Origin of the sequence: Klebsiella sp. K47 (assembly GCF_051858335.1) — a bacterium.
GTDB classification, from domain to species: domain Bacteria; phylum Pseudomonadota; class Gammaproteobacteria; order Enterobacterales; family Enterobacteriaceae; genus Klebsiella; species Klebsiella pneumoniae.
Genome location: NZ_JBPYUI010000007.1, coordinates 79,157 through 100,528 on the forward strand (window position 1 = coordinate 79,157; position 21,372 = coordinate 100,528).

The window sequence follows — 21,372 nt, forward strand, 5'->3', positions numbered from 1 at the left end:
TGACGAGGTGGCATAAATAATAAGAACGAGCACTTTTGCGGGCGGAAAATATTATTGCGGAACGCTGAATGTAGGGTATATCTGACTTTCCAGATAGCAGAGCAATAGCCAAATTTCATCGCTAAAAATAAACCATATGCTCCCGAGCAGAATGACCGCCAGAATAATCAGCAGAAAAATTTCGGTTTTACTCATTATGCAAGCGACTATCCGGTGGCCTTCGGGGACCCTGATAGTAGCGAAATATTGACATAATAAGCAAACGCCATGTTGTAATTCGGCTTCACCGACAGCGCAATTTAGTCACCGGCATGCCGCTGCGTCAATATTGCCACCTGCTCCGTCAGCTGATCCAGCAGCTGGAATCGCCGCCGATATTCAGCCCGTTTTTTACTGGCGATACTCTCCAGCGATTTTCTTTCCAGACATAGCGGTAGCCGCCAGCGCCAGGGGCTTTCCGGCTGGCCGTCGATAGACTGCCAGAACTCGTCGTAGCTGGCGTGGAAATGGCGGCCTTTGCTCAGGCGATAGCGCAGGGCGCGGAACACGTGACCATTATCGCTGACGCCGTAAATAGCCGCGATTTGGCTGCGCGCGGCCAGCTGCCAGATAAACTCCAGCAGCAGGCGCTTCGGAAACAGGCCGTAGCAGGCGCGAGTCGCCTGCTTAATCACCTCATGAGAAACGTGACGTCGCGGCCCCTGCAGACCGCCGATAACCAGCTGCCAGGCATCGTGATCACGGGTTACGCTGAAGGTGGCGCTGGCCAGCAGGGTGTGGTCGCTGTCGCGCAGCCACAGAGTGGTTTCACCCTCACGTTCGGCTTTGCCTGCCGAGGAGGCATAAAGAGTAAACCGGCGGTCCTCTTTTCCGTTTAACGTCAGCAGCGGGACCTCAGACACCGCGGTCATAGCGTGCGCCAGCCGCGATCCGCGTAGGGTGTCGATATAGCGATAATGGTTGATTACCGCCACCGCCCGCTGCCAGGCGTTGAGATCGCGGGTCAGATATTGACGGTGTACTTTGCCCGGCAGCGTAGCCTGCGCGGCCAGCAGCTGATTAAAATCATCCCGAGCGCAGAGCGCTTCCAGCATCGCTCTGGTGGCGTTATAAAATAGGGCCGTGCGCAGCAAAAACTTAAAGCGGTAATTTTTTTGCCGCCAGATGGGGGCAGGTGTCAATCTGCCCATCACCAGATCGGCAATAAGATGCGAGCGCGGCGCTAGCACGCCGGATGAATGCAGGCTATTGTCTGTCACGATAAACACCTCGTTGTGATTTCCCCCTATTTTAAAGCGAGCCACTGACAAGCTTAATCCTCTGGCGGACTATATTTGCCGTCTGTTTAAAATTGATTGAGGTGTAAATTAAATTCCGTGGACCTTTGCTGGAATTACCTATAATTACCGCTGAGAGGTAATTATATGTATCAACGTATTAACGGCAGCGACTGGCGTAATATCTGGCTGATGGGCGATCTGCATGGCTGCTTTGCGCTGCTGATGAATCGCCTGCGTCAGCTGCGTTTTGATCCCTGGGCCGATCTGCTGATCTCGGTGGGCGATCTGATCGATCGCGGGCCGCAGAGCGCCGATTGTCTTGGCCTGTTGCGCTGTCGCTGGTTCAGGACCGTTCGGGGGAATCATGAGCAGATGGCGCTGGAGGCGCTGGAGAGCGGAGATATGCGGCTCTGGCAGATGAACGGTGGCGACTGGTACGTCAAGGGCGATGCGCGGCAGCGGGCCGACGTCGATCGGCTGCTGGCGAACTGTCGGCGGCTACCGTTGATTATTGAAGTGGAATGCGGGAAAGCGCGGCATGTGATCGCCCACGCCGATTACCCGGCGCCGGTCTATCGCTGGCAGCAGCCGGTGGATCCCCAACGGGTACTATGGAGCCGCCATCGTCTGAGTGAACACCTGGCGGGGCGCCATGGCGCTATTGCCGGCGCAGACCATTTCTGGTTTGGCCATACGCCGCTTCAGGCGCGTTATGACCACGATAATCAACACTATATTGATACGGGCGCTGTGTTTGGTGGGACGCTGACGCTGGTGGCGCTGCAGTCGGCAGGCTAAAAGTCGCTGTATTCGCTGGCGGGTTGCCAGAAGCCATCAATAAAATCTTCTATCGGGTAGCAGCCACCGTGGCGGATCCGCTGATCCTCCATCGCCACTAAGCACTGCGTTTCCTCGCGGTAGACGTCAACCACAATGTCCTCGCAGCCGCCATCCAGATAGCAAATAAACAACACTAAGGCAAACATCCTGGCCTCATGCTCGGGTTCACATACTATTTAGTGTAGGGGATGACGGCGGGACGGGGAAATAAATAACCCGTCTCAGGCGACGGGTTCATTGGTGTCAGGCAAGGCGCATGACCCAGGCATCGGACTGGCGGTCGTAATGTTTACGGTAGAGAACAGAATGTTCGCCATTGAGAATCGCGGGCACGCTGGTGTCGGCATCCCAGGCGTCAAGCTGCATACATAAGTCTGGATCGGATTTGCAGGGTATGCTTAACGTTCGCTCACCCTGATGCTCACCGTGCAGTTCGGCATCGTCTATTTCGAACGCGCCGATGCGGACATTGGTTTTACTCATCGCTTCACCCCATTTTTCAGCTGAGTTGTGGTACGACCAGTTATGGCCGTTATTTTTCAGCGTAGTCAATGGGGCGAAAAGCGCCAGTCAAAAAGTGCGCATTTTTTGCGCGGCCTCACACCTTGCCGGCAAAAAGTTTTCCATCGCGCACCAGTTCGCGCGGATAGCTGTTCTTCAGTCGGGAGCCGACGCGCTTCGCCAGGCCCAGCGGGACGCCCTGGAAGGTCACAATGGTTTCATCCTGCCCAGGCGCGGTTTGCGGATAGACGTCGCGCCCGCGATACCATTCTTCCGCTTCCTCCTGCGACAGCTCGAAGGCGCGCTGCGGCGCGGCAAAGGCGATAACCGCCTCATGCTGCCAGCGGTACCCCTTATTGTGCAGCTCCGCCAGGCGCACGCCGATGCGAGAAAAGCGCACCTTGCCGAACAGGGGCTCCAAAGCCAGCGGAAACAGCCACAGCTCTTTATCCCGCTGCCACAGCGTATGGCCTGCGTCCCACTCCAGGCCAACAGCCCTGGCGGCGGCAGTTACCGCGGCGGCCTCCCGGTCCTTCAGCGGCGTAAACGGGAATTTACCGACCTTATAGCCTGGCGCCGGGAGCGGATCGATCGCCGCAGTTTTGCGCAACCTCGCGACAAAGAAGCCTTCGCAATCGTAAATTTGCGGAAAAACGTGCAGAAAACCTTCCGCGGTTAAGGCGTCGGCTGCGCCGGGAAACAACTCTCCCAGCGGCAGGATCTCCACCGCCTGCGGATAGCGGGACAGCAGCCACTCAATGACCGATTGATTTTCTTCACGATTCAGGGTGCAGGTGGAATACACCAGCGTCCCGCCAGGGCGCAGAGCATGGAAGGCGCTGTCGATAAGCTCGCGCTGAGTGGCGGCGATGTCGAGGTTGCTCTCCGGCGACCAGTTTTTCAGCGCGTCGGCGTCTTTACGTACAACCCCTTCGCCGGAGCAAGGGGCGTCAAGCAGGATGGCATCGAAGGTTTCGGGCAAGGCCGCGCCAAAAACCCGGCCGTCGAAGTGGGTCAGAGCGACGTTGCTGATGCCGCAGCGGCTGATGTTAGCATGCAGCACCTTCACCCGGCTGGCGGAGAATTCATTGGCGAGAATGCCGCCCGCGTTGCCCATTCGGGCTGCAATTTGGGTGGTTTTCGATCCCGGGGCGGCGGCAACGTCCATCACCCGTTCGGGCTGCCGGTTATCGGCGAACAGGGCGGCGACCGGCAGCATCGAACTGGCTTCCTGAATATAGAACAGTCCGCTGAGATGTTCGGCGGTACTGCCCAGCGGCAGCGCGTCGTCATCCTCTCGCTCGATCCAGAATCCCTCTGCGCACCAGGGCACCGGCGCGAGCTGCCAGCCGTAGGGGGCAACCAGAGAGAGGAAATCATCGACGCTAATCTTCAGCGTATTGACGCGAATACTGCGGCGTAGCGGGCGCTGACAGGCGGCGATAAAGTCGTCGAAAGAGAGATGCGCTGGCATCGCCGCGCGCATTTGAGCGAGAAACGCTTCAGGGAAATAGACAGTATTTTCAGCCACGGGCAGCGCACCACAGAAAAAAAGGGTGCGCAGTTTAGCACAAACGCCCCGGCGCGTGACACCGGGGCGTGCGGTTTACCCTCTCCCCGCGCCCGGCGTTGCCCGGGGCGGGAGAAGGGGGCATTACTGCGGCAGAGCGGTGCCCCACTCCCGCCACTCTTTCGGCTCGCTCTCCTGTAGCAGGAAGTGCTTGCCATCCTGGGCCTTCGGCGCCAGCGGCGTGCCCGGCGGCGTGGCAAAGGCGATCCCGCCGCGGATAAACTGATTGAAGGTACCGGTTTTCACCACCCCGCCAATCAGGCCGAAGTCGAGGCTGTAACCCGAGGCCAGCCAGAACACCGAGTTATTACGTACCAGGTACTGGTAGCGCTTACTGATGCGCAGCTTAACCATCACCCGGTCAGACATCGACCCCAGCGACAGTCCGGTAACCGTCCCGACTTCCAGTCCGCGGAACAGGATCGGCGTACCGATGCCAAGCGACCCCGCCTCCGGCGCTTCCACCACGATGTTCAGGCCGTCGATATAACGCGAATCGCTGATCGTCGTATCCTGGATCTCAAAATCGCGTCGTGCCGGGCCGCGGCCGGGCTCAACGTTGATGTAGGCCTGGAACAGGGTGTCGAGATGTTCCACGCCCGCGGCGGAGATTTGCGGGGTGATCACCGAGAAGCGGGTCCCGGCGCGGGCGAAGGTGCCGACGTATTCCGGATAGAGCACCGCTTTCGCCTGCACTTCGTTTTTGGCGGTGATTAGCTCCAGCGACTGGATTTGACCGATGTCGATGCCGAGATAACGAATCGGCATCCCGGCCGCCATCTTCCCGGCGTCGTACGCGTGCAGGGTGATTTGGCCGCCCACGGCGCGCGCCGCCGTTTCAGATGCATAAAGGATACGTTTGTTATTCAGCCGTGCTCCGGCGCTGCTGCCATTGAGGTTATCGAAACTGATCGCCCCTTTGATCGCGCGCGCCAGCGGCGAGGCCTGCACGGTGAGTCCGTTACCGTCAAGCTTGACCTTCGCACCGCCTTCCGCCCAGAAGACGCTGTTGTTGGTCAGCAGGTAGCGGTACTCCGGCTTGATATGCAGATCGATATCGAATGCATCCTTGCGCGGTTTGACGGCGATGATCTCGCCGACGGCGAATTTACGATACAGCACCACCGAGCCGGCCTGAACGTCAGGCAGCGTCTCAGCAGACAGGCTCAGGGTAGTGGTCGGCACTTCGCTCAGGCTATTTTCCTGCGCCTTTTCAAGGTTAGCGTACAGCGGATAGCTGCTTTGCATTTTGCCTTTTTCGCCGGGGATCACCCTGATCCCGCCGTTCACCCATTCGCTGGCGCTGGCGCCCAGCACCTGCACGCCGTCGAGCCCCACTTTGACGTCCAGACGACTGTTAACCACAAATTTGCTGTCGCCGTGAATTAGATCGCGGTATTCAGGGTCAATGGCAACCTGAAAGGTTACCCCTTTGGCCGTCAGTTTACGCTCCAGCACCTGGCCGACTTTTACTCCGTGCAGCACCAGCGGCTGACCGCCGTCGATGCCGTAGCTCTCCGGCGCCGAGAGGGTAACGGTGGCGACGTTGGGCTCATCCAGCAGCGCTTTATCCGCCGGCATTACCGAGAAGTGATTGCGTGGCTCGCCTTCGCCGGGCACCAGCTCAAAGGTATTGCCGGTGAGCAGGGTGCTAATGCTGGGGTTATCGAGGGAGAGCTTCGGCTTCTTCATCTGAATCAGCGTTTTCTCCCGCAGCAGCGTCACCACGCTCGGGTCGACGGTCATCTCGCCAGTAACTTTGCCGCCGGGGTTTAGATTCAGTTTGCTTAACTGGCCCACCTCCAGCCCCTGATACATGAGCGGCGTCGAGCCCGCTTTCAGTCCGTCGCCATCAGGCAGATCGAGGGTCACTACCACGCCGCGCTGGCTATGCGCCAGATCTTCATACAGGTGATATTCATCGTTTTGCGAGGCGACATGCGAATCGGCGGGGGAGTCAAAGGCGATGGCGCCGTTCACCAGCGCGGACAGGTTCTCCAGTTGCACTTTGGCCCCGCTCAGGCCGACGTCGGCCTTGACGCCTGAGACGTTCCAGAAGCGGCTGCCTTTTTTCACCAGATTGGTAAACCGGCGCTCGATTAGCACATCGATGGTCACCCCCTGATTATTGGCATTCAGGGAATAATCATACACTCGCCCGACCGGGATTTTTCGGAAGTAGACCAGCGAGCCGCTGTTCAGAGAGCCAAGATCCGGCGCCTGCAGGTGGATCATTAGCTCGCCGTTGTTGATGCGGTATTTAGGTTGGGTGTCGAGGGCGACAAAGTGATCTTCGGGTTCACCCTTGCCCGGCATCATGCCGATGTAGTTCCCGCCCACCAGCGCATCGAGGCCCGATACGCCGGCCAGAGAGGCTTTCGGCGTGACCAGCCAGAACTGGGTCTCTTTGCGCAGCGCATCTTTCATATCGCGTTTGATGCTGGCCGAAACCTCAATCTTACTCAGATCTTTACTGAGGCTAATATCCTGGACGGTGCCGACTTCAACCCCCTGATAGCGGATCGGCGTCCGTCCCGGCACGATGCCGTTCGCGGACTGGAAATCAATCGTAATCGTCGATCCGCGGTCGTCAAAGCTGGTCCAGATTAGCCAGGCGGCAATCAGCAACGCGATGACCGGCAGCAGCCAGAATGGCGAAATACGGCGTTTGGTTTTTATTCTGGCTTCAGTCTGCGAAGCGGGCGTTTCCTGACTCATGTGCGTCCCAAAGTAAGCGGCTGTCCAGCCATTCAACTGCAAGAATAGTTAAAATTACCGCGCCGCCAAAGTAAACCGCAGCCGGCCCCATGGTGAAGGCGAGGAGCTGATCGCGATTTATTAGCGACATGGTGAGTGAGATAACAAACAGATCCAGCATCGACCAACGGCCAATCCAGGTGATTAGCCGCAGCAGCAGGATGCGGGTGCGCAATCCCTGCTCGCACTTGAATTGTATGCTGAGCAGCAGGGTAAATAACACTATAACTTTGGTGAATGGCACCAAAATACTGGCGATAAACACGACCCCGGCAATGGCGATATTGCTGCTGGCCAGGGAGATGATCCCCGAGAGGATCGTGTCGTCCTGGCGCGCGCCGTTGACGTAGATGATGGAGATTGGCAACAGGTTGGCCGGAAAGAGGAAAACCAGCGAGGCAATCAGCGCCGCCCAGCTGCGCTGCAGGCTCTGCGGTCGGCGATGATGCAGCGGCGTGTGGCAGCGTCGGCAGCGGCCGCGCGCGTCGCGATAGCCGGTGTAATGACAGCCGGTGCACACCTGCAGATTATTATCGGCGCGGGTCGCCGGACGCTCGGGATAGAAACGCTCCCATAGCTCTTCGACGTTCATATGAATAAGCGTCAGGATGCTCAACAACGTCAGGGAGATAAACGCCACCAGACCGATGCCCGGCTGCAGGAAGGCGTAATCCTGCACCTTGATGGAGGCGACGCCGATGCCCACCAGATAGATATCCAGCATCACCCACTCTTTAAGCTTGCCGAGCATCAGCAGCACCGGCCGCAGGTTCATCCCCAGCACATTGCCCAGCCAGAGATAGCTGATGGAGACCACCAGCAGCACCGGGGCGACCACCGCGCAAAACAGTACCATGGCGGCGGTAATCGGATCGCCCTGCGCGGTCATCTGCCAGATCCCCTGCAGGACGTTGGCGTCGATGCGTACGCCCAACAGATGCAGGCGCAGCAGAGGCTCAGACCAGGCGAAAGGCATGAGCAATAGCATCGCGAGGGCCATGCTGCCCAGGCGGGTCAGCGACCAGTCGCGGCCATCGCGCACCTTCGCGTTACAGCGCGGACACCAGGCGCTTTGGTTGCGTTTGAGCACCGGTAAGCGGAAGAGCATGTCACACTGCGTACAGCGCTGATAATGCGCATAGGGAAGCGGCGTGCTGACGGTATGCACGACCATCTTTTTCGCAGGTTTGAGGGTGGGTGTTTTTATCGGCATTTATTACGTACAGGAATGAATGTATCTCACTATCTTAACCTATGAATGAATTCATCTTGAGCCCAAGCGCATTTAATGCTTATTTTAGTAGGCTGTACGTATCAGGCAGTAAGACAACAAAGTGAAGATATAATGAGCAAAACAGAATTTTACGCGGATCTGAACCGCGATTTCCAGGCATTAATGGCAGGTGAAACCAGTTTTCTGGCGATGATCGCCAATACCAGTGCGCTGCTGTTCGAGCGGCTGAGCGAGGTCAACTGGGCCGGTTTCTACCTTCTGGAAGGCGATACCCTGGTGTTGGGACCGTTCCAGGGCAAACTGGCCTGCGTGCGGATCCCGGTCGGGCGAGGCGTATGCGGCGCGGCGGTGGCGCAGGCTCAGGTCCAGCGCGTCGAGGACGTCCACGCCTTTGACGGCCACATTGCCTGCGATGCCGCCAGTAATTCGGAAATTGTCTTCCCTCTGCGCGTGAATGGCCAGATTATCGGCGTGCTGGATATCGATAGTCCGGCTTACGGGCGCTTCACCGCTGAAGATGAGCAGGGGTTGCGCACGCTGGTCGAGCATCTGGAAAAACTCATTGCGGCCACGGATTATCAAAAAATCTTTACCCGTGTCGTGGGATAATCAACGGATAACGTAGCATTTAGCGAGGACGTCATTATAATGTCGCCTGTTCATGCCTGCGGCTTGTTGGCTACGTCCGTTGTAATCAGGAAATTTCATGGAAAATCAACCTAAGTTGAATAGCAGTAAAGAAGTTATCGCCTTTCTGGCCGAACGTTTCCCGCAGTGCTTTAGCGCTGAAGGTGAAGCGCGCCCCCTGAAAATCGGAATTTTTCAGGATCTCGTTGAGCGAGTGGGTGGTGAGATGAATCTCAGCAAGACCCAGCTTCGCGCTGCATTACGTCTCTACACGTCCAGCTGGCGTTATCTGTACGGCGTAAAAGCCGGCGCTATTCGCGTTGACCTGGATGGCAATCCGTGCGGCGAACTGGAAGAGCAGCACATTGCCCATGCGCGTCAGCAGCTGGAAGAAGCGAAAGCTCGCGTTCAGGCGCAGCGCGCAGCCCAGCAGGCGAAAAAACGCGAAGCCGCTGCGGCCGCAGGCCAGCAGGATGAAGGCGTTCGCCGCGAGCGTAAACCGCGTCCTCAGCAGCCGCGTCGTAAAGAAGGCGCTGAACAGCGTAAACCGCGTCCTGTTGCGGCCAAAGCCCCGCGTGAAGAGCGTCTTACTCCGGTATCGGATGTTTCCGTTCTGACCGTCGGCCAGGCGCTGAAGGTAAAAGCAGGCAATAACGCCATGGACGCCACCGTTCTGGAAATCACCAAAGATGGCGTTCGTGTACAGCTGACTTCTGGTATGTCAATGATTGTACGCGCAGAACACCTGGTGTTCTGAAACGGAGGCCGGGCCAGGCATGAACACATTTTTTAAAATCACCGCGCTTGCGGGCCTGCTGGCAATAGCAGGCCATGCATTCGCTGTTGATGACATAACCCGCGCAGATCAAATCCCCGTGCTGAAAGAAGAGCCGCAGCACGCGACGGTAAGCGAGCGCGTGACGTCGCGCTTTACCCGCTCTCATTACCGTCAGTTTGATCTCGACAACGCCTTCTCGGCAAAGATTTTTGACCGTTACCTGAACCTGCTGGACTACAGCCACAATGTGCTGCTGGCCAGCGATGTGGCGAAGTTTGCGGCTAAAAAAGACCAAATTGGCGATGAGCTGCGCAGCGGGAAACTGGACGTCTTTTACGACCTCTACAACCTGGGGCAGCAGCGCCGCTTCGAGCGCTATCAGTATGCGCTGAAGGTGCTTGAACGTCCGATGGACTTTACCGGCAATGATAATTTCAATCTTGACCGCTCCAAAGCGCCGTGGCCAAAAGACGAGGCCGAGCTGAACAAGCTGTGGGACGCTAAGGTTAAGTTTGACCAGTTAAGCCTGAAGCTGGCGGGTAAAGACGATAAAGAGATCCGCGACACCTTAACCCGTCGCTATAAGTTTGCTATCCGTCGCCTGGCGCAAACCAACAGCGAAGATGTCTTCTCGCTGGCGATGACCGCCTTCGCTCGCGAAATCGATCCGCACACAAATTATCTGTCGCCGCGTAATACCGAGCAGTTCAACACCGAAATGAGCCTCTCACTCGAGGGGATCGGCGCCGTGCTGCAGATGGATGATGACTATACCGTCATTAATTCGCTGGTGGCGGGCGGTCCAGCCGCGAAAAGCAAAGCGATCAGCGTCGGCGATCGCATCGTTGGCGTTGGCCAGACCGGGAAGTCGATGGTTGATGTCATCGGCTGGCGTCTGGATGACGTCGTGGCGCTGATTAAAGGGCCGAAGGGCAGCAAGGTTCGTCTTGAAATCCTGCCGGCCGGTAAAGGAGCCAAGACGCGTATTGTAACGCTGACCCGCGAGCGCATTCGTCTGGAAGACCGTGCGGTGAAGATGTCGGTGAAAACCGTCGGGAAAGAAAAAGTCGGCGTGCTGGATATTCCAGGCTTTTACGTTGGCCTGACCGATGATGTGAAAGTGCAGCTGCAGAAGCTGGAAAAACAGAACGTCAGCAGCATCATCATTGACCTGCGCAGCAACGGCGGCGGAGCGCTGACAGAGGCGGTATCGCTCTCGGGTCTGTTTATTCCGTCCGGTCCGGTGGTGCAGGTGCGGGATAATAATGGCAAAGTGCGCGAAGACAGCGACAACGATGGCGTGGTTTATTACAAAGGGCCGCTGGTGGTGCTGGTTGACCGCTTTAGCGCCTCGGCGTCTGAAATCTTCGCCGCAGCGATGCAGGACTATGGCCGCGCGCTGATCGTTGGCGAACCGACCTTCGGTAAAGGGACGGTACAGCAGTATCGCTCGTTGAATCGTATTTACGATCAAATGCTGCGTCCGGAGTGGCCGGCGTTGGGTTCCGTCCAGTACACCATCCAGAAGTTCTATCGTATTAACGGCGGCAGTACGCAGCGCAAAGGCGTGACGCCGGATATCATGATGCCAACCGGCAATGAAGATCGCGAAACCGGCGAGCAGTATGAAGACAACGCGCTGCCGTGGGATAGCATCAACGCGGCCACCTATGTGAAGTCCGGGGATCTGACCCCGTTTGGACCGGAGCTGCTCAAGCGCCACGACGAGCGTATTGCGCAGGATCCTGAATTCCAGTACATCATGAAGGATATTGCCCGTTATAACGCGATGAAGGACAAACGTAACATCGTCTCTCTGAACTACGCCCAGCGTGAGAAAGAGAACGAAGAAGATGATGCGATTCGTCTGGCGCGGATTAACGATCGCCTGAAACGCGAAGGCAAGCCGCCGTTGAAAAAACTGGACGATCTGCCGAAGGATTACCAGGAGCCGGATCCGTATCTTGATGAAACGGTCCATATCGCGGTAGACCTGGCGCATCTGGAGAAAGCGCGCCCGGCGGTGGAACCGCCGGCCAGCAAATAAGTTGCTAACGGGCACCCTGAGAGGTGCCCGTTTTTTTTGTGCGCGTTGTCATCGCCATTCAGCTCATCTAACAAAATGTCAACCTGCGCTGCCGCTGTCAGCAAGATGCTACAAAATGTAAAGTTGTGTTTTTATCGTGACTTAGCGGGGGCTGATGGTTGAAAATTGCAGCCTGACCCATACGATGTGGGTAATCGCATAGTGCGTTTTGTTAAATTGAGGTAAAAAGAAAATTATGATGCGAATCGCGCTTTTCCTGCTGACGAACCTGGCAGTGATGGTCGTGTTCGGGCTGGTGTTAAGCCTCACGGGGATCCAATCCAGCAGCATGACCGGTCTTCTGATTATGGCCCTGCTGTTCGGCTTCGGTGGTTCTATCGTTTCGCTGATGATGTCGAAGTGGATGGCGCTGAAGTCAGTGGGTGGGGAAGTGATCGAGCAGCCGCGCAACGAAACGGAACGCTGGCTGATGAATACCGTTGCGCAGCAGGCGCAGCAGGTAGGTATTGCCATGCCGCAGGTAGCTATCTATCACGCGCCTGACATTAACGCCTTCGCCACCGGCGCGCGTCGTGACGCCTCGCTGGTCGCCGTCAGCACCGGGCTGTTGCAAAACATGAGCCGTGATGAAGCGGAAGCGGTCATTGCCCATGAAATCAGCCACATCGCCAATGGCGATATGGTTACCATGACCCTGATCCAGGGGGTGGTGAACACCTTCGTTATCTTTATCTCCCGCGTTATCGCGCAGATTGCGGCCGGTTTCCTCGGCGGCAACCGGGAAGATGAAGGGGAGAGCAGCAATGGCAACCCGCTGATCTACTTCGCCGTCGCCACGGTGCTTGAGCTGGTGTTCGGTATTCTGGCCAGCATAATCACCATGTGGTTTTCGCGTTACCGTGAGTTCCATGCTGACGCCGGCTCGGCGCGTCTGGTAGGCCGCGAGAAGATGATTGCAGCCCTGCAGCGTCTGAAAACCAGCTATGAGCCGCAGGAAGCCAGCAGCATGATGGCGTTCTGCATTAACGGTAAAGCGAAATCCATGAGCGAACTGTTTATGACTCACCCGCCGCTGGATAAGCGTATTGAAGCCCTGCGTAGCGGTGAATATCTGAAATAATCCATCTTCTGACGCTGAAAACGACAATCCGCAGCCCGCAAGCTGCGGATTTTTTTTACCGTCCGTCAGGCTGCGCGCGGCTGAGTGACCCGCAGACCGCTAATTAGCGCGGCGACGATAGCCAGGGTGCCGGCCAGCAGCAGGGCGGTGTGGGTGCCGTTGTTACCGAGCAAATTGAATAGCAGCGCCACCAGCGCCGCGCCGGTGCTCTGTCCGAGCAGGCGAGCGGTGCCCAGCATGCCGCTGGCGCCGCCGCTACGATGGCTCGGAGCCGAGGCGACGATGGTATGGTTGTTCGGCGACTGAAACAGCCCGAAGCCGGCGCCGCACAGCGCCATGCGCCAGATGATATCCAGATCGGAGGGCGACGAGGGCAGCAGCGCCAGGCCGAACAGGCCGCAGGCCATAATCAGCAAACCGATAGCCCCCAGCAGCCCGGCATGACATTTCTCGATCAAATAGCCGGCCAGCGGCGCCATCACCATGGTCGCTAACGGCCACGGCGTTAGCAGCAGACCGGTCTCCACTTCGCTGCGCCCCATCATCGACTGCAGAAAAAAGGGCAGAGAGACCATCGCCAGCATCTGCGCGCAGAAGGAGCAGATGGAAGTGCAGATAGAGAGAGAGAAGAGTGGGATACGCAGCAGGTCGACCGGCAGCAGGGGGACGGGCATCGTGAGCTGGCGGCGAACGAAGAAGAACCCCACCACCAGCATAGCGGCGACCTCCGCCAGCACCAGCTGAGTGGACTGCCCCTGGGCGAAACCGCTCAGGGCGGTGATCAGCAGCCCGAAGGTAAGGGCGTTCATAATGGCGCTCGGCAGATCGAAGCGGATGATTTTGCTGCGCGCGCTGTTGGGCGGCAGAAAGCGCATGGCCAGAACAAAGGCGACGATGCCGAGAGGCACGTTAATTAAAAACAGCCATTGCCATGAGGCGAGGGAGAGGATCGCTGCGGCGATAGTCGGGCCGGCCGCCGAAGAGACGGCAACGACAAAGGAGTTAATGCCCATGCCGCGACCAAGAAAGCGCTGCGGATAAATCAGACGGATCAGCGCGGTGTTGACGCTCATCAGCGCGGCGCCGCCCAATCCCTGCGCGACGCGAGCGAAGGTTAGCATTTCGAGGCTACGCGACAGCGCGCAGGCCAGCGAGGTAAAGATAAACACCACCAGGCCTATCTTATAGATACGCCGATAGCCGACCATGTCGCCGAGGAAGGAGAGCGGCAGCAGGGCGATGACAATGGCGATTTGGTAGGCGTTAACGATCCAGATTGAAGCCGCCGGTGAGGCGTTGAGATCGCTGGCGATAGTCGGCAGCGCGACGTTGGCGATAGCCCCGTCGAGCACGGCCATGGTCAGCCCAAGCACGATGGTCAGAATGGCGCCATAGCGTTGCGGCAACGGCACGCCATCAGAAGAATTTTTATCCATGGTGAATATGAGTCTTAAATGAAACGGTTTTTTGAATGATGAGTTTAGCATTGATTAATTCGCAGTATGTCGCAGATTTGTAACGAAGTGGCAGAAGAATGATTGCGGCTCAGAGGCGGCGAATTTATAATAAAAACCGGTTCTAATTTTTATAAAACAGTTACGACGAGGTGATAAATGGCAGGTGCAGATTTGGATAAACAGCCAGATTCTGTCTCTTCGGTATTGAAGGTTTTCGGCATCCTACAGGCGCTGGGTGAAGAGCGTGAAATTGGCATTACCGAACTGTCCCAGCGCGTCATGATGTCGAAAAGCACCGTTTATCGCTTTTTACAGACCATGAAATCACTGGGCTATGTGGCACAGGAAGGAGAGTCTGAGAAATACTCTCTCACCCTCAAGCTGTTCGAACTGGGCGCGCGCGCGCTGCAGAACGTCGACCTGGTGCGCAGCGCCGATATACAGATGCGCGAACTTTCGCGACTGACGAAAGAGACCATCCATCTTGGGGCGCTGGATGAAGACAGTATCGTCTACATCCATAAAATTGACTCGATGTATAACCTGCGGATGTACTCGCGTATTGGCCGCCGCAACCCGCTGTACAGTACCGCGATTGGCAAGGTGCTGCTGGCATGGCGCGATCGCAGCGAAGTGGAGCAGATCCTCGACGGCGTGGAGTATAAGCGCAGCACCGAGCGGACCATTACCAGCACCGAGGAGTTGCTGAAAGTGCTGGATGGCGTTCGCGAGCAGGGCTATGGCGAGGATAATGAGGAACAGGAAGAGGGGCTGCGCTGCATTGGCGTGCCGGTGTTTGACCGTTTCGGCGTGGTCATCGCCGGGCTGAGCATCTCATTCCCAACGCTACGTTTCTCTGAAGAACGCTTGCATGAATACGTGGCGATGCTCCACCAGGCGGCGCGTAAGATTTCTGAACAAATGGGATACAACGACTATCCGTTCTGAGGCGGCGGATAACGGGGTTGGCGACCGCGGCGCTACGTCGCGATCGCCGGTTCGATGTTAGCCGTTATCAACCACGGTTGTGCTTTTACGCAGCAGAGGGCAACTGCTGACGCCGATCACTCCGCTGTCGGAATGAACATAAAGTGCGGTGCTGACTCCGCGGGCGGTGAGATATTGGCACTTAAGACCCAGACCGCCGACGTTTTCCTCACTGTGGAATAACACCCCATAACCGCTCAATAATACGCCAATCCATAAGATAGCCACCAAGATAATAGTACGAATGATTAATCGCATTGATGCCTCATTATTTGTATGATCCCTGGCTTGATTTTGACACGAACACGTTTTGAAACAAGTCGATGATTCCTAAACTTACCTTTCGTAATACAGTTAGCCGCGGTTTAAGAAGGCCGTGCTATCCTGGCGACATTGCGTACTGATGCGGAGAGTGGAGTGAAAAAATTACGGTGGGTTTTACTGATAGTCATCATAGCAGGCTGCCTGTTGCTGTGGACTCAGATGCTTAACGTAATGTGCGACCAGGATGTTCAGTTTTTCAGCGGCATTTGCACTATTAATAAATTTATTCCGTGGTAAGACATTTTTCTGCCGACTGATTTCCTTCTGCGCCGCGGGTGGTAGAATGAACGCCTTCTCTTTGAGGTGGTGAAATGAGTGAGTTACTAAATCCTGGGATTTTAAATCTGGCATCGCTGGCTGTGTCCGTGGCGCTGCTGCTTGTCGGTCTGTTGTTATGGTTCTTCGTCAACCGCGCCAGTTCGCGGGCCAATGAGCAGATAGAGCTGCTGCAAGCGTTGCTGGATCAGCAAAAGCGGCAGAATGCGCTGTTACGTCGCCTGTGCGAAGCTAATGCGCCAGAGAAAGAGGATGTGGCTGAGCCGACCGTCGCCGGCAAGGCGAAAGGGGAGGATGAGTTTATCCGCCTGGTAGCTGAACGTTAAGGTGCCCGACAGGTGTGCATCATAAGATGCGCACCTGCATGATAGCGGGCGGTAATATCTTATTCTTATTCCATTATTCCTTTCTTAGTGCAATATCCTCTTTATTACACGCTGTAAATAAAGTCATTCTCGCCGCGTTTATTGTTGGGTAACGTGACACTGTCATCTTTTTTTCATTATTAAGGTGCAGAATTAGCACTATTTTTAGCGTGACGACTAACAGGTTTTATTATCACTACACTGGCACGGCTTAGCGATTTTTAGCCTGGAGTTATAACGAATTATGCGCATCAATATTCACCGTTGCCCACCAGACGCTTACATTACAGCAGTTCGTGTACGGACATACCTGGACGAAGCGAAGTTGTTGAGCTATGGTAAAAAAGTTGCAGTAATGAGGCAACGAATGGGCGATATTGGCTGATGCTGTAGCGCCTTGCCAGGGGCGGCAAAGACGCATAAATGTGCAGGCGATCAAATGATTACCTTATAATTTGTGCGAACGATCGAGACACGTTTAAAAATGGCTTGCCATTATTTACGTAGTGTGTGATAACACGTTTCGGGTTAAACGAGGTACAGTTCTGTTTATGTGTGGCATTTTCAGTAAAGAAGTCCTGAGTAAACACGTTGTCGTTGAATACCGCTTCTCTGCCGAACCTTAAATTAGTGCCTCATGCAGTTATGTGTCAGTTTTATCTAGGTAAACGCCAGCAGGCGAAGAAAACAGTCTAAGGAATTTTGCAAATGGCAAAGATTAAAGGTCAAGTTAAGTGGTTCAACGAGTCTAAAGGTTTTGGTTTCATTACTCCGGCTGATGGCAGCAAAGACGTGTTCGTACACTTCTCCGCTATCCAGGGTAACGGCTTCAAAACTCTGGCTGAAGGCCAGAACGTTGAGTTCGAAATTCAGGACGGCCAGAAAGGTCCGGCTGCAGTTAACGTAACTGCTATCTGATACAAGACCACTCTTCTTGTATAAAAGCCTCGCCTGCGCGGGGCTTTTGCATTTTTATTGCAAAGCATGTCATTTTTCCCCCTCCCGTCGCGTCTTGTTGCAAATACTCATCTTTATTAGCATTGTGTAGCAGTCTGTTTTGCTAATTTTCTGTTAAATCAGTTGGTTGCAAAACAATGCCGGAGCTATGGTGCTAAAGAAAAAAACGAAGTCCGCCGCCAGTTTCACCCCGATTCGCTTCGGGTTACTGTGTGTGGCCATTCTCGGTTGTCTGGGGCTGCTGCTGGTCCGCGTGGGCTGGCTACAAATTATCTCCCCCGATAACCTGGTAAAACAAGAAGATATGCGCTCCCTGCGCGAAGAACCCGTAGCGGTTGAGCGGGGGATGATCAGCGACCGGGAAGGACGGCCGCTGGCGGTGAGCGTTCCGGTCAGTGCTATCTGGATCGACCCGCAGACCACTATGGAGAAGGGCGGTGTGGGCTATGGACCCCGCTGGCAGGCGATGGCCGAAGCGCTGCACCTCAACCTCGGAGAGCTGGCCCAGCGGGTACAGAGTCATCCCCACGCTCGCTTTCTCTATCTGGCGCGTCAGATCAATCCCGAGCAGGCAGAGTGGATTGATAAACTGCATCTGCCGGGCGTCTACCTGCGCGATGAATCGCGACGGTTCTACCCGGCGGGCCACGTGGCTGCCAATCTGCTGGGCTTTACCAATGTTGATAATCAGGGCATCGAAGGGGTGGAGAAAAGCTTTAACGCCCAGTTGACCGGTAAACCCGGGCGACGTCTGGTGCGTAAAGATAAACATGGCAATGTCATTGAGAACATTACCGAAGTGCCGCCGGTTCCGGCGCATAATCTGCAGCTGAGTATTGATGAACGCCTGCAGACGGTGACGGAAGACGCCCTCGACAACGCCGTCCGCTGGAACAAAGCAGAGTCCGGGGCGGCGGTATTGATCAAAATTGATACCGGCGAGATCCTGGCGATGGCCAGCTATCCGGACTTCAATCCGAACAATCGCGATAGCGCGACGCTGGATGATTTTCGCAACCGGGCCATCAGCGACACCTTCGAGCCCGGGTCGACGGTCAAACCGCTGGTGATCATGACTGCGCTGCAGCAGGGGATTGTCCAGCCAGACAGCGTGGTGGATACCCATCCGTTCGTCCTCGATGGCCATCGTATTCGCGATGTGGGCTATTATCCGGAGCTGAGCCTGACCGGGATCCTGCAGAAATCCAGCGATACCGGCGTGTCCCACCTCTCGCTCGCCATGCCGGTGCAGCATCTGATCGATACCTATAAAGCTTTCGGCTTCGGCGAACCGACGGGGCTGGGGTTGACCGGCGAAAGCGCCGGGCTGATGCCGCATCGCCGCTACTGGGGGCAACTGGATCGCGCCACCTTCGCCTTCGGCTATGGTTTGATGGTCACCCCGCTCCAGCTCGCCCACGTCTACGCCACCATCGGCGGCTTCGGCATTGCGCGACCACTGTCGATTACCCGCATCGATCCGCCGGTGATGGGCACGCGGGTGATGCCGGAGAGTATTGTGCATAGCGTGGAACATATGATGGAGAGCGTGGCGCTCCCGGGCGGGGGCGGTACCAAAGCGGCGGTACGCGACTACCGGGTGGCGGTAAAAACCGGCACGGCGAAGAAAATCGGCCCGGACGGCAAATATATCGATAAGTATGTGGCCTATACCGCCGGCGTGGCGCCCGCCAGTCGACCACAGTTCGCGCTGGTGGTGGTGATGAACGATCCGAGCAATGGTTCCTATTACGGCGGCGCTGTGTCCGCGCCGGTCTTCAGCCAGATCATGGGCGATGTCCTGCGGCTGGAGAACGTCATGCCGGACGGCATGCCGCAAGGGGCGGAGAATCTGATCGTAATGCACGATAGCCACCCACAGGGGCCGGCGCTGTAACAGTGGTCTGCAGGGGCGAATAGCGCTACACTTTCGCCCTTTCAGCAACACCGGAGCCGTCATGTCATACAGTTGCCCCCTTTGTCACGCGCCGCTCAGCCGTAGCGACAACCACTATTCCTGCCCGCAGCGGCACCAGTTCGATCTGGCGAAAGAGGGGTACGTCAATCTGCTACCGGTGCAGTTCAAGCGGTCGCGCGATCCCGGCGATAGCGCCGAAATGATGCAGGCCCGGCGGGCGTTCCTCGACGCCGGACATTATCAGCCGCTACGGGATGCTATCGCTGAGCGGCTGCGACATTACGCCCCTACGGATTTACTGGATATCGGCTGTGGCGAGGGGTATTACACCCACGCGTTTGCCGCCATCGCCAGCCGCAGCTGGGGGCTGGACGTGTCGAAGCCGGCGATCCGCGCGGCGGCAAAACGCTACCCGCAGGTGAATTTTTGCGTGGCCTCCAGCCAGCGCCTGCCATTTTCCGACGCTAGCTTCGACGCGGTAGTGCGCATTTACGCGCCCTGCAACGCCGAAGAGCTGGCGCGGGTGGTGCGTCCCGGTGGTTGGGTGATCACCGCCACGCCGGGTCCCCGTCACCTACTGGAGCTGAAAGGGCTGATTTACGATGAAGTTCGCCTGCATGAGCTGAAGACGGAAGCGATGCCGGGGTTCCGCCTGGAGGCTCAGCAGCAGCTGGCTTACCCGATGATCCTGACGGGAAGTGAAGCGCAGGCCCTGCTGCAGATGACGCCGTTCGCATGGCGGGCTAAAGCCGAAGTGCACGCCGCGCTGCGTCAGCAGCCGACCTTTGGTTGCCAGACCGATTTTATGATCCACGGCTGGCAGCGCGAAGCGTAAAGCTTAACCGGCGAAATGGCTCCAGAGGATTTCGCTGCCGATGCCAATCAGCACGATACCGCCGAGAATTTCGGCTCGTTTGCCAAGCAGCGGGCCGATAAAGCGACCGACCATCATCCCCAGCGTCGACATGATAAAGGTGGCGCAGCCGATCGCCAGCGCGGTGGTCACAATGCTGACCTGCAGGAAGGCCAGACCGACGCCGACGGCCATCGCGTCAAGGCTGGTGGCGAAGGCGGTGGTGACCAGAAGCCAGAAACCATGTCGGTGAGGCGCCTCGCACGCCTCGTCGCTGTCGCCGCGAAAACCTTCGGCGATCATTCGCCCGCCGAGAAACACCAGTAAAATAAAGGCAATCCAGTGATTCCACTCGAGGATAAACTGGCTGGCCAGCATGCCAAGCCCCCAGCCGACCAGCGGTGTCAGGGTTTCAATGGCGCCAAAAATCAGCCCGGTGCGTACTGCCTCTGAAAATTTGGGTTTATGCAGGGTGGCGCCTTTGCCGATGGAGGCTGCGAAGGCGTCCATGGACATGCCGAAAGCGAGAAGAATGGTAGCGGATAAATTCATGTGCGTGTCCTGACCGGGGATAATCCATATGACACATCGCTGCCCCCAGTAAACATACGCGGAGCCGCTCAATGGCTGAGCAATACGTACAGCAGTGATGTATCTATGGTCTCGCCTGATTGAATCTCTTCAACCCGTACGTGCCACGTTTTGCAACGAGTATGTTGACACGTACATTTCCTGGCGGGCAGGAAATCGGCTACTCCCCAACGACGGGCGCAACCTTAACATATTTTTAGAATATAAAACAATAACAGAAGAGGGCTATTTTAATAACCAAATGATAACGATTTTCATTTAAATTTATAAGTGAAAAAATAGTTAATAAAAAAGATAAGGTTAGGCGGGAAATATAGCCGTGGCTATAATATTTCTCCGCTGCTAACGGGAATAATATAGCGCTGGCTATATTTTTAAGTCATTGAGTTGTAATGAGAAGTTTGTATATCTTCTCCAGATCGTCGATATTTCGTACGCGTATCAGCAGCCGCCGTTGCTCTAATTGCATCACCAGCACACCGTCCTCGGATAAATTCATCTCTTTAATCCGCTGATATTCTATCCACACGTTGGCGAAGAAAAAGCCGCGCGGTTTAAAAATGATTTTCGGCGTACGGATCCAGAATAAATAGAGCCCCATCAGCGCCAGCGCAGATAATAGCCAGGTGGTGATCGCCGTGCCGTGCTGGGTAATGTTGTTATAGATCAGAATGGCGGTGAGGCCGACAAAGATCATGCCGTCAACGCGACTGCGGCGAAGCAGGGGGATGGCCAGCAGTACCGGGCCGTTTCGCCTCGGCATAATAAACTGGTCATATATCGCGTAGGCCAGTAGCGCAAGGATAAACAGGATGATCACCAGGTCCGTGAAGGTCATTGCTTTGCGTTTCTCCTGATAAAAAAAAGCCGGGGGCAAGCCCCCGGCGTAC

At 56.3% G+C, this 21,372-nt stretch carries 21 protein-coding genes and 2 pseudogenes; 12 read left to right on the forward strand and 11 right to left on the reverse strand.

Annotated features, from left to right (window positions below; translation table 11 throughout):
• Positions 1-51 precede the first annotated feature (51 nt).
• Positions 52-195, reverse strand: a complete 144-nt coding sequence (locus tag RRF55_RS08810) for an Ecr family regulatory small membrane protein (protein WP_002911398.1) — start codon at positions 193-195, stop codon at positions 52-54.
• 104 nt (positions 196-299) lie between these two features.
• A complete protein-coding gene (locus RRF55_RS08815) occupies positions 300-1,268 on the reverse strand; it encodes a VirK/YbjX family protein (RefSeq protein WP_074185275.1) in 969 nt (322 codons plus the stop codon).
• A gap of 156 nt (positions 1,269-1,424) precedes the next feature.
• On the opposite strand from RRF55_RS08815, the gene pphA reads away from it, so the two are divergent.
• The gene (pphA, locus tag RRF55_RS08820) at positions 1,425-2,078 is read left to right on the forward strand and encodes a protein-serine/threonine phosphatase (protein ID WP_032447686.1); all 654 of its coding nucleotides are present in this window, start codon (positions 1,425-1,427) and stop codon (positions 2,076-2,078) included.
• Here the strand turns inward: pphA and RRF55_RS08825 are convergent.
• The 5 genes from RRF55_RS08825 to yebS all read right to left on the reverse strand — a co-directional run bounded on the left by RRF55_RS08825 (position 2,075) and on the right by yebS (position 8,161).
• Positions 2,075-2,266, reverse strand: coding sequence for a YebW family protein (locus tag RRF55_RS08825; RefSeq protein WP_002911395.1), 192 nt, complete (start codon positions 2,264-2,266; stop codon positions 2,075-2,077). The genes pphA and RRF55_RS08825 overlap by 4 nt on opposite strands.
• Positions 2,267-2,363: 97 nt before the next feature.
• Positions 2,364-2,603: a YebV family protein gene (locus RRF55_RS08830; RefSeq protein ID WP_002911393.1), complete on the reverse strand. Its 240-nt coding sequence runs from the start codon at positions 2,601-2,603 to the stop codon at positions 2,364-2,366.
• Between the two features lie 115 nt (positions 2,604-2,718).
• Positions 2,719-4,152 carry a 16S rRNA (cytosine(1407)-C(5))-methyltransferase RsmF gene (rsmF, locus tag RRF55_RS08835; RefSeq protein ID WP_004148845.1) on the reverse strand — a complete coding sequence of 478 codons (1,434 nt, stop codon included), beginning with the start codon at positions 4,150-4,152 and terminating at the stop codon, positions 2,719-2,721.
• A gap of 123 nt (positions 4,153-4,275) precedes the next feature.
• Entirely contained in the window at positions 4,276-6,909 is a 2,634-nt protein-coding gene (locus RRF55_RS08840; RefSeq protein WP_130974816.1) for a PqiB family protein, read from the reverse strand.
• Positions 6,878-8,161 carry a membrane integrity lipid transport subunit YebS gene (yebS, locus tag RRF55_RS08845; RefSeq protein WP_002911387.1) on the reverse strand — a complete coding sequence of 428 codons (1,284 nt, stop codon included), beginning with the start codon at positions 8,159-8,161 and terminating at the stop codon, positions 6,878-6,880. The genes RRF55_RS08840 and yebS overlap by 32 nt, the downstream gene beginning before the upstream one ends.
• Positions 8,162-8,293: 132 nt before the next feature.
• On the opposite strand from yebS, the pseudogene RRF55_RS08850 reads away from it, so the two are divergent.
• The 4 genes and pseudogenes from RRF55_RS08850 to htpX all read left to right on the forward strand — a co-directional run bounded on the left by RRF55_RS08850 (position 8,294) and on the right by htpX (position 12,754).
• Positions 8,294-8,807, forward strand: a pseudogene (locus RRF55_RS08850) (GAF domain-containing protein).
• 81 nt (positions 8,808-8,888) lie between these two features.
• Entirely contained in the window at positions 8,889-9,566 is a 678-nt protein-coding gene (proQ, locus tag RRF55_RS08855) for an RNA chaperone ProQ (RefSeq protein ID WP_002911385.1), read from the forward strand.
• 19 nt (positions 9,567-9,585) lie between these two features.
• Complete coding sequence (prc, locus tag RRF55_RS08860) at positions 9,586-11,634, forward strand: carboxy terminal-processing peptidase (protein WP_004145536.1); 2,049 nt, start codon at positions 9,586-9,588, stop codon at positions 11,632-11,634.
• A gap of 235 nt (positions 11,635-11,869) precedes the next feature.
• The gene (gene htpX, locus RRF55_RS08865) at positions 11,870-12,754 is read left to right on the forward strand and encodes a protease HtpX (protein WP_002911381.1); all 885 of its coding nucleotides are present in this window, start codon (positions 11,870-11,872) and stop codon (positions 12,752-12,754) included.
• 65 nt (positions 12,755-12,819) lie between these two features.
• Here htpX and RRF55_RS08870 read toward each other — a convergent pair whose 3' ends face one another.
• Positions 12,820-14,190: an MFS transporter gene (locus tag RRF55_RS08870; protein WP_002911379.1), complete on the reverse strand. Its 1,371-nt coding sequence runs from the start codon at positions 14,188-14,190 to the stop codon at positions 12,820-12,822.
• A gap of 177 nt (positions 14,191-14,367) precedes the next feature.
• Between RRF55_RS08870 and kdgR the strand changes: the two genes are divergently transcribed.
• On the forward strand, positions 14,368-15,159 hold the full coding sequence (gene kdgR / locus RRF55_RS08875; RefSeq protein WP_002911378.1) for a DNA-binding transcriptional regulator KdgR: 792 nt from the start codon (positions 14,368-14,370) through the stop codon (positions 15,157-15,159).
• A gap of 57 nt (positions 15,160-15,216) precedes the next feature.
• On the opposite strand, the gene RRF55_RS08880 is transcribed toward kdgR, so the two are convergent.
• Entirely contained in the window at positions 15,217-15,456 is a 240-nt protein-coding gene (locus tag RRF55_RS08880; RefSeq protein WP_004145533.1) for a YobH family protein, read from the reverse strand.
• Between the two features lie 159 nt (positions 15,457-15,615).
• Here RRF55_RS08880 and mgrB point away from each other — a divergent pair, with 159 nt between their 5' ends.
• The 6 genes and pseudogenes from mgrB (at position 15,616) to rlmA (ending at position 19,873) form a co-directional block, all read left to right on the forward strand.
• Positions 15,616-15,759, forward strand: coding sequence for a PhoP/PhoQ regulator MgrB (gene mgrB, locus RRF55_RS08885; RefSeq protein WP_002911375.1), 144 nt, complete (start codon positions 15,616-15,618; stop codon positions 15,757-15,759).
• A 74-nt stretch (positions 15,760-15,833) separates the two neighbouring features.
• Complete coding sequence (locus tag RRF55_RS08890) at positions 15,834-16,124, forward strand: YebO family protein (RefSeq protein ID WP_002911374.1); 291 nt, start codon at positions 15,834-15,836, stop codon at positions 16,122-16,124.
• Positions 16,125-16,714: 590 nt separating this feature from the next.
• Positions 16,715-16,786, forward strand: a pseudogene (locus RRF55_RS08895) (DUF2627 domain-containing protein); the annotation flags it as partial.
• An 85-nt stretch (positions 16,787-16,871) separates the two neighbouring features.
• A complete protein-coding gene (gene cspE / locus RRF55_RS08900; RefSeq protein WP_001062678.1) occupies positions 16,872-17,081 on the forward strand; it encodes a transcription antiterminator/RNA stability regulator CspE in 210 nt (69 codons plus the stop codon).
• A gap of 187 nt (positions 17,082-17,268) precedes the next feature.
• The gene (ftsI, locus tag RRF55_RS08905; protein ID WP_002910924.1) at positions 17,269-19,017 is read left to right on the forward strand and encodes a peptidoglycan glycosyltransferase FtsI; all 1,749 of its coding nucleotides are present in this window, start codon (positions 17,269-17,271) and stop codon (positions 19,015-19,017) included.
• Between the two features lie 61 nt (positions 19,018-19,078).
• Positions 19,079-19,873 carry a 23S rRNA (guanine(745)-N(1))-methyltransferase gene (gene rlmA / locus RRF55_RS08910; RefSeq protein WP_064153311.1) on the forward strand — a complete coding sequence of 265 codons (795 nt, stop codon included), beginning with the start codon at positions 19,079-19,081 and terminating at the stop codon, positions 19,871-19,873.
• Positions 19,874-19,876: 3 nt separating this feature from the next.
• Here the strand turns inward: rlmA and mntP are convergent, their stop codons facing one another.
• Together mntP and RRF55_RS08920 are read right to left on the reverse strand one after the other, a co-directional pair.
• Complete coding sequence (gene mntP / locus RRF55_RS08915; RefSeq protein ID WP_021312761.1) at positions 19,877-20,443, reverse strand: manganese efflux pump MntP; 567 nt, start codon at positions 20,441-20,443, stop codon at positions 19,877-19,879.
• Positions 20,444-20,861: 418 nt separating this feature from the next.
• Positions 20,862-21,320: a DUF986 family protein gene (locus RRF55_RS08920; protein ID WP_002910920.1), complete on the reverse strand. Its 459-nt coding sequence runs from the start codon at positions 21,318-21,320 to the stop codon at positions 20,862-20,864.
• Positions 21,321-21,372: the final 52 nt, after the last annotated feature.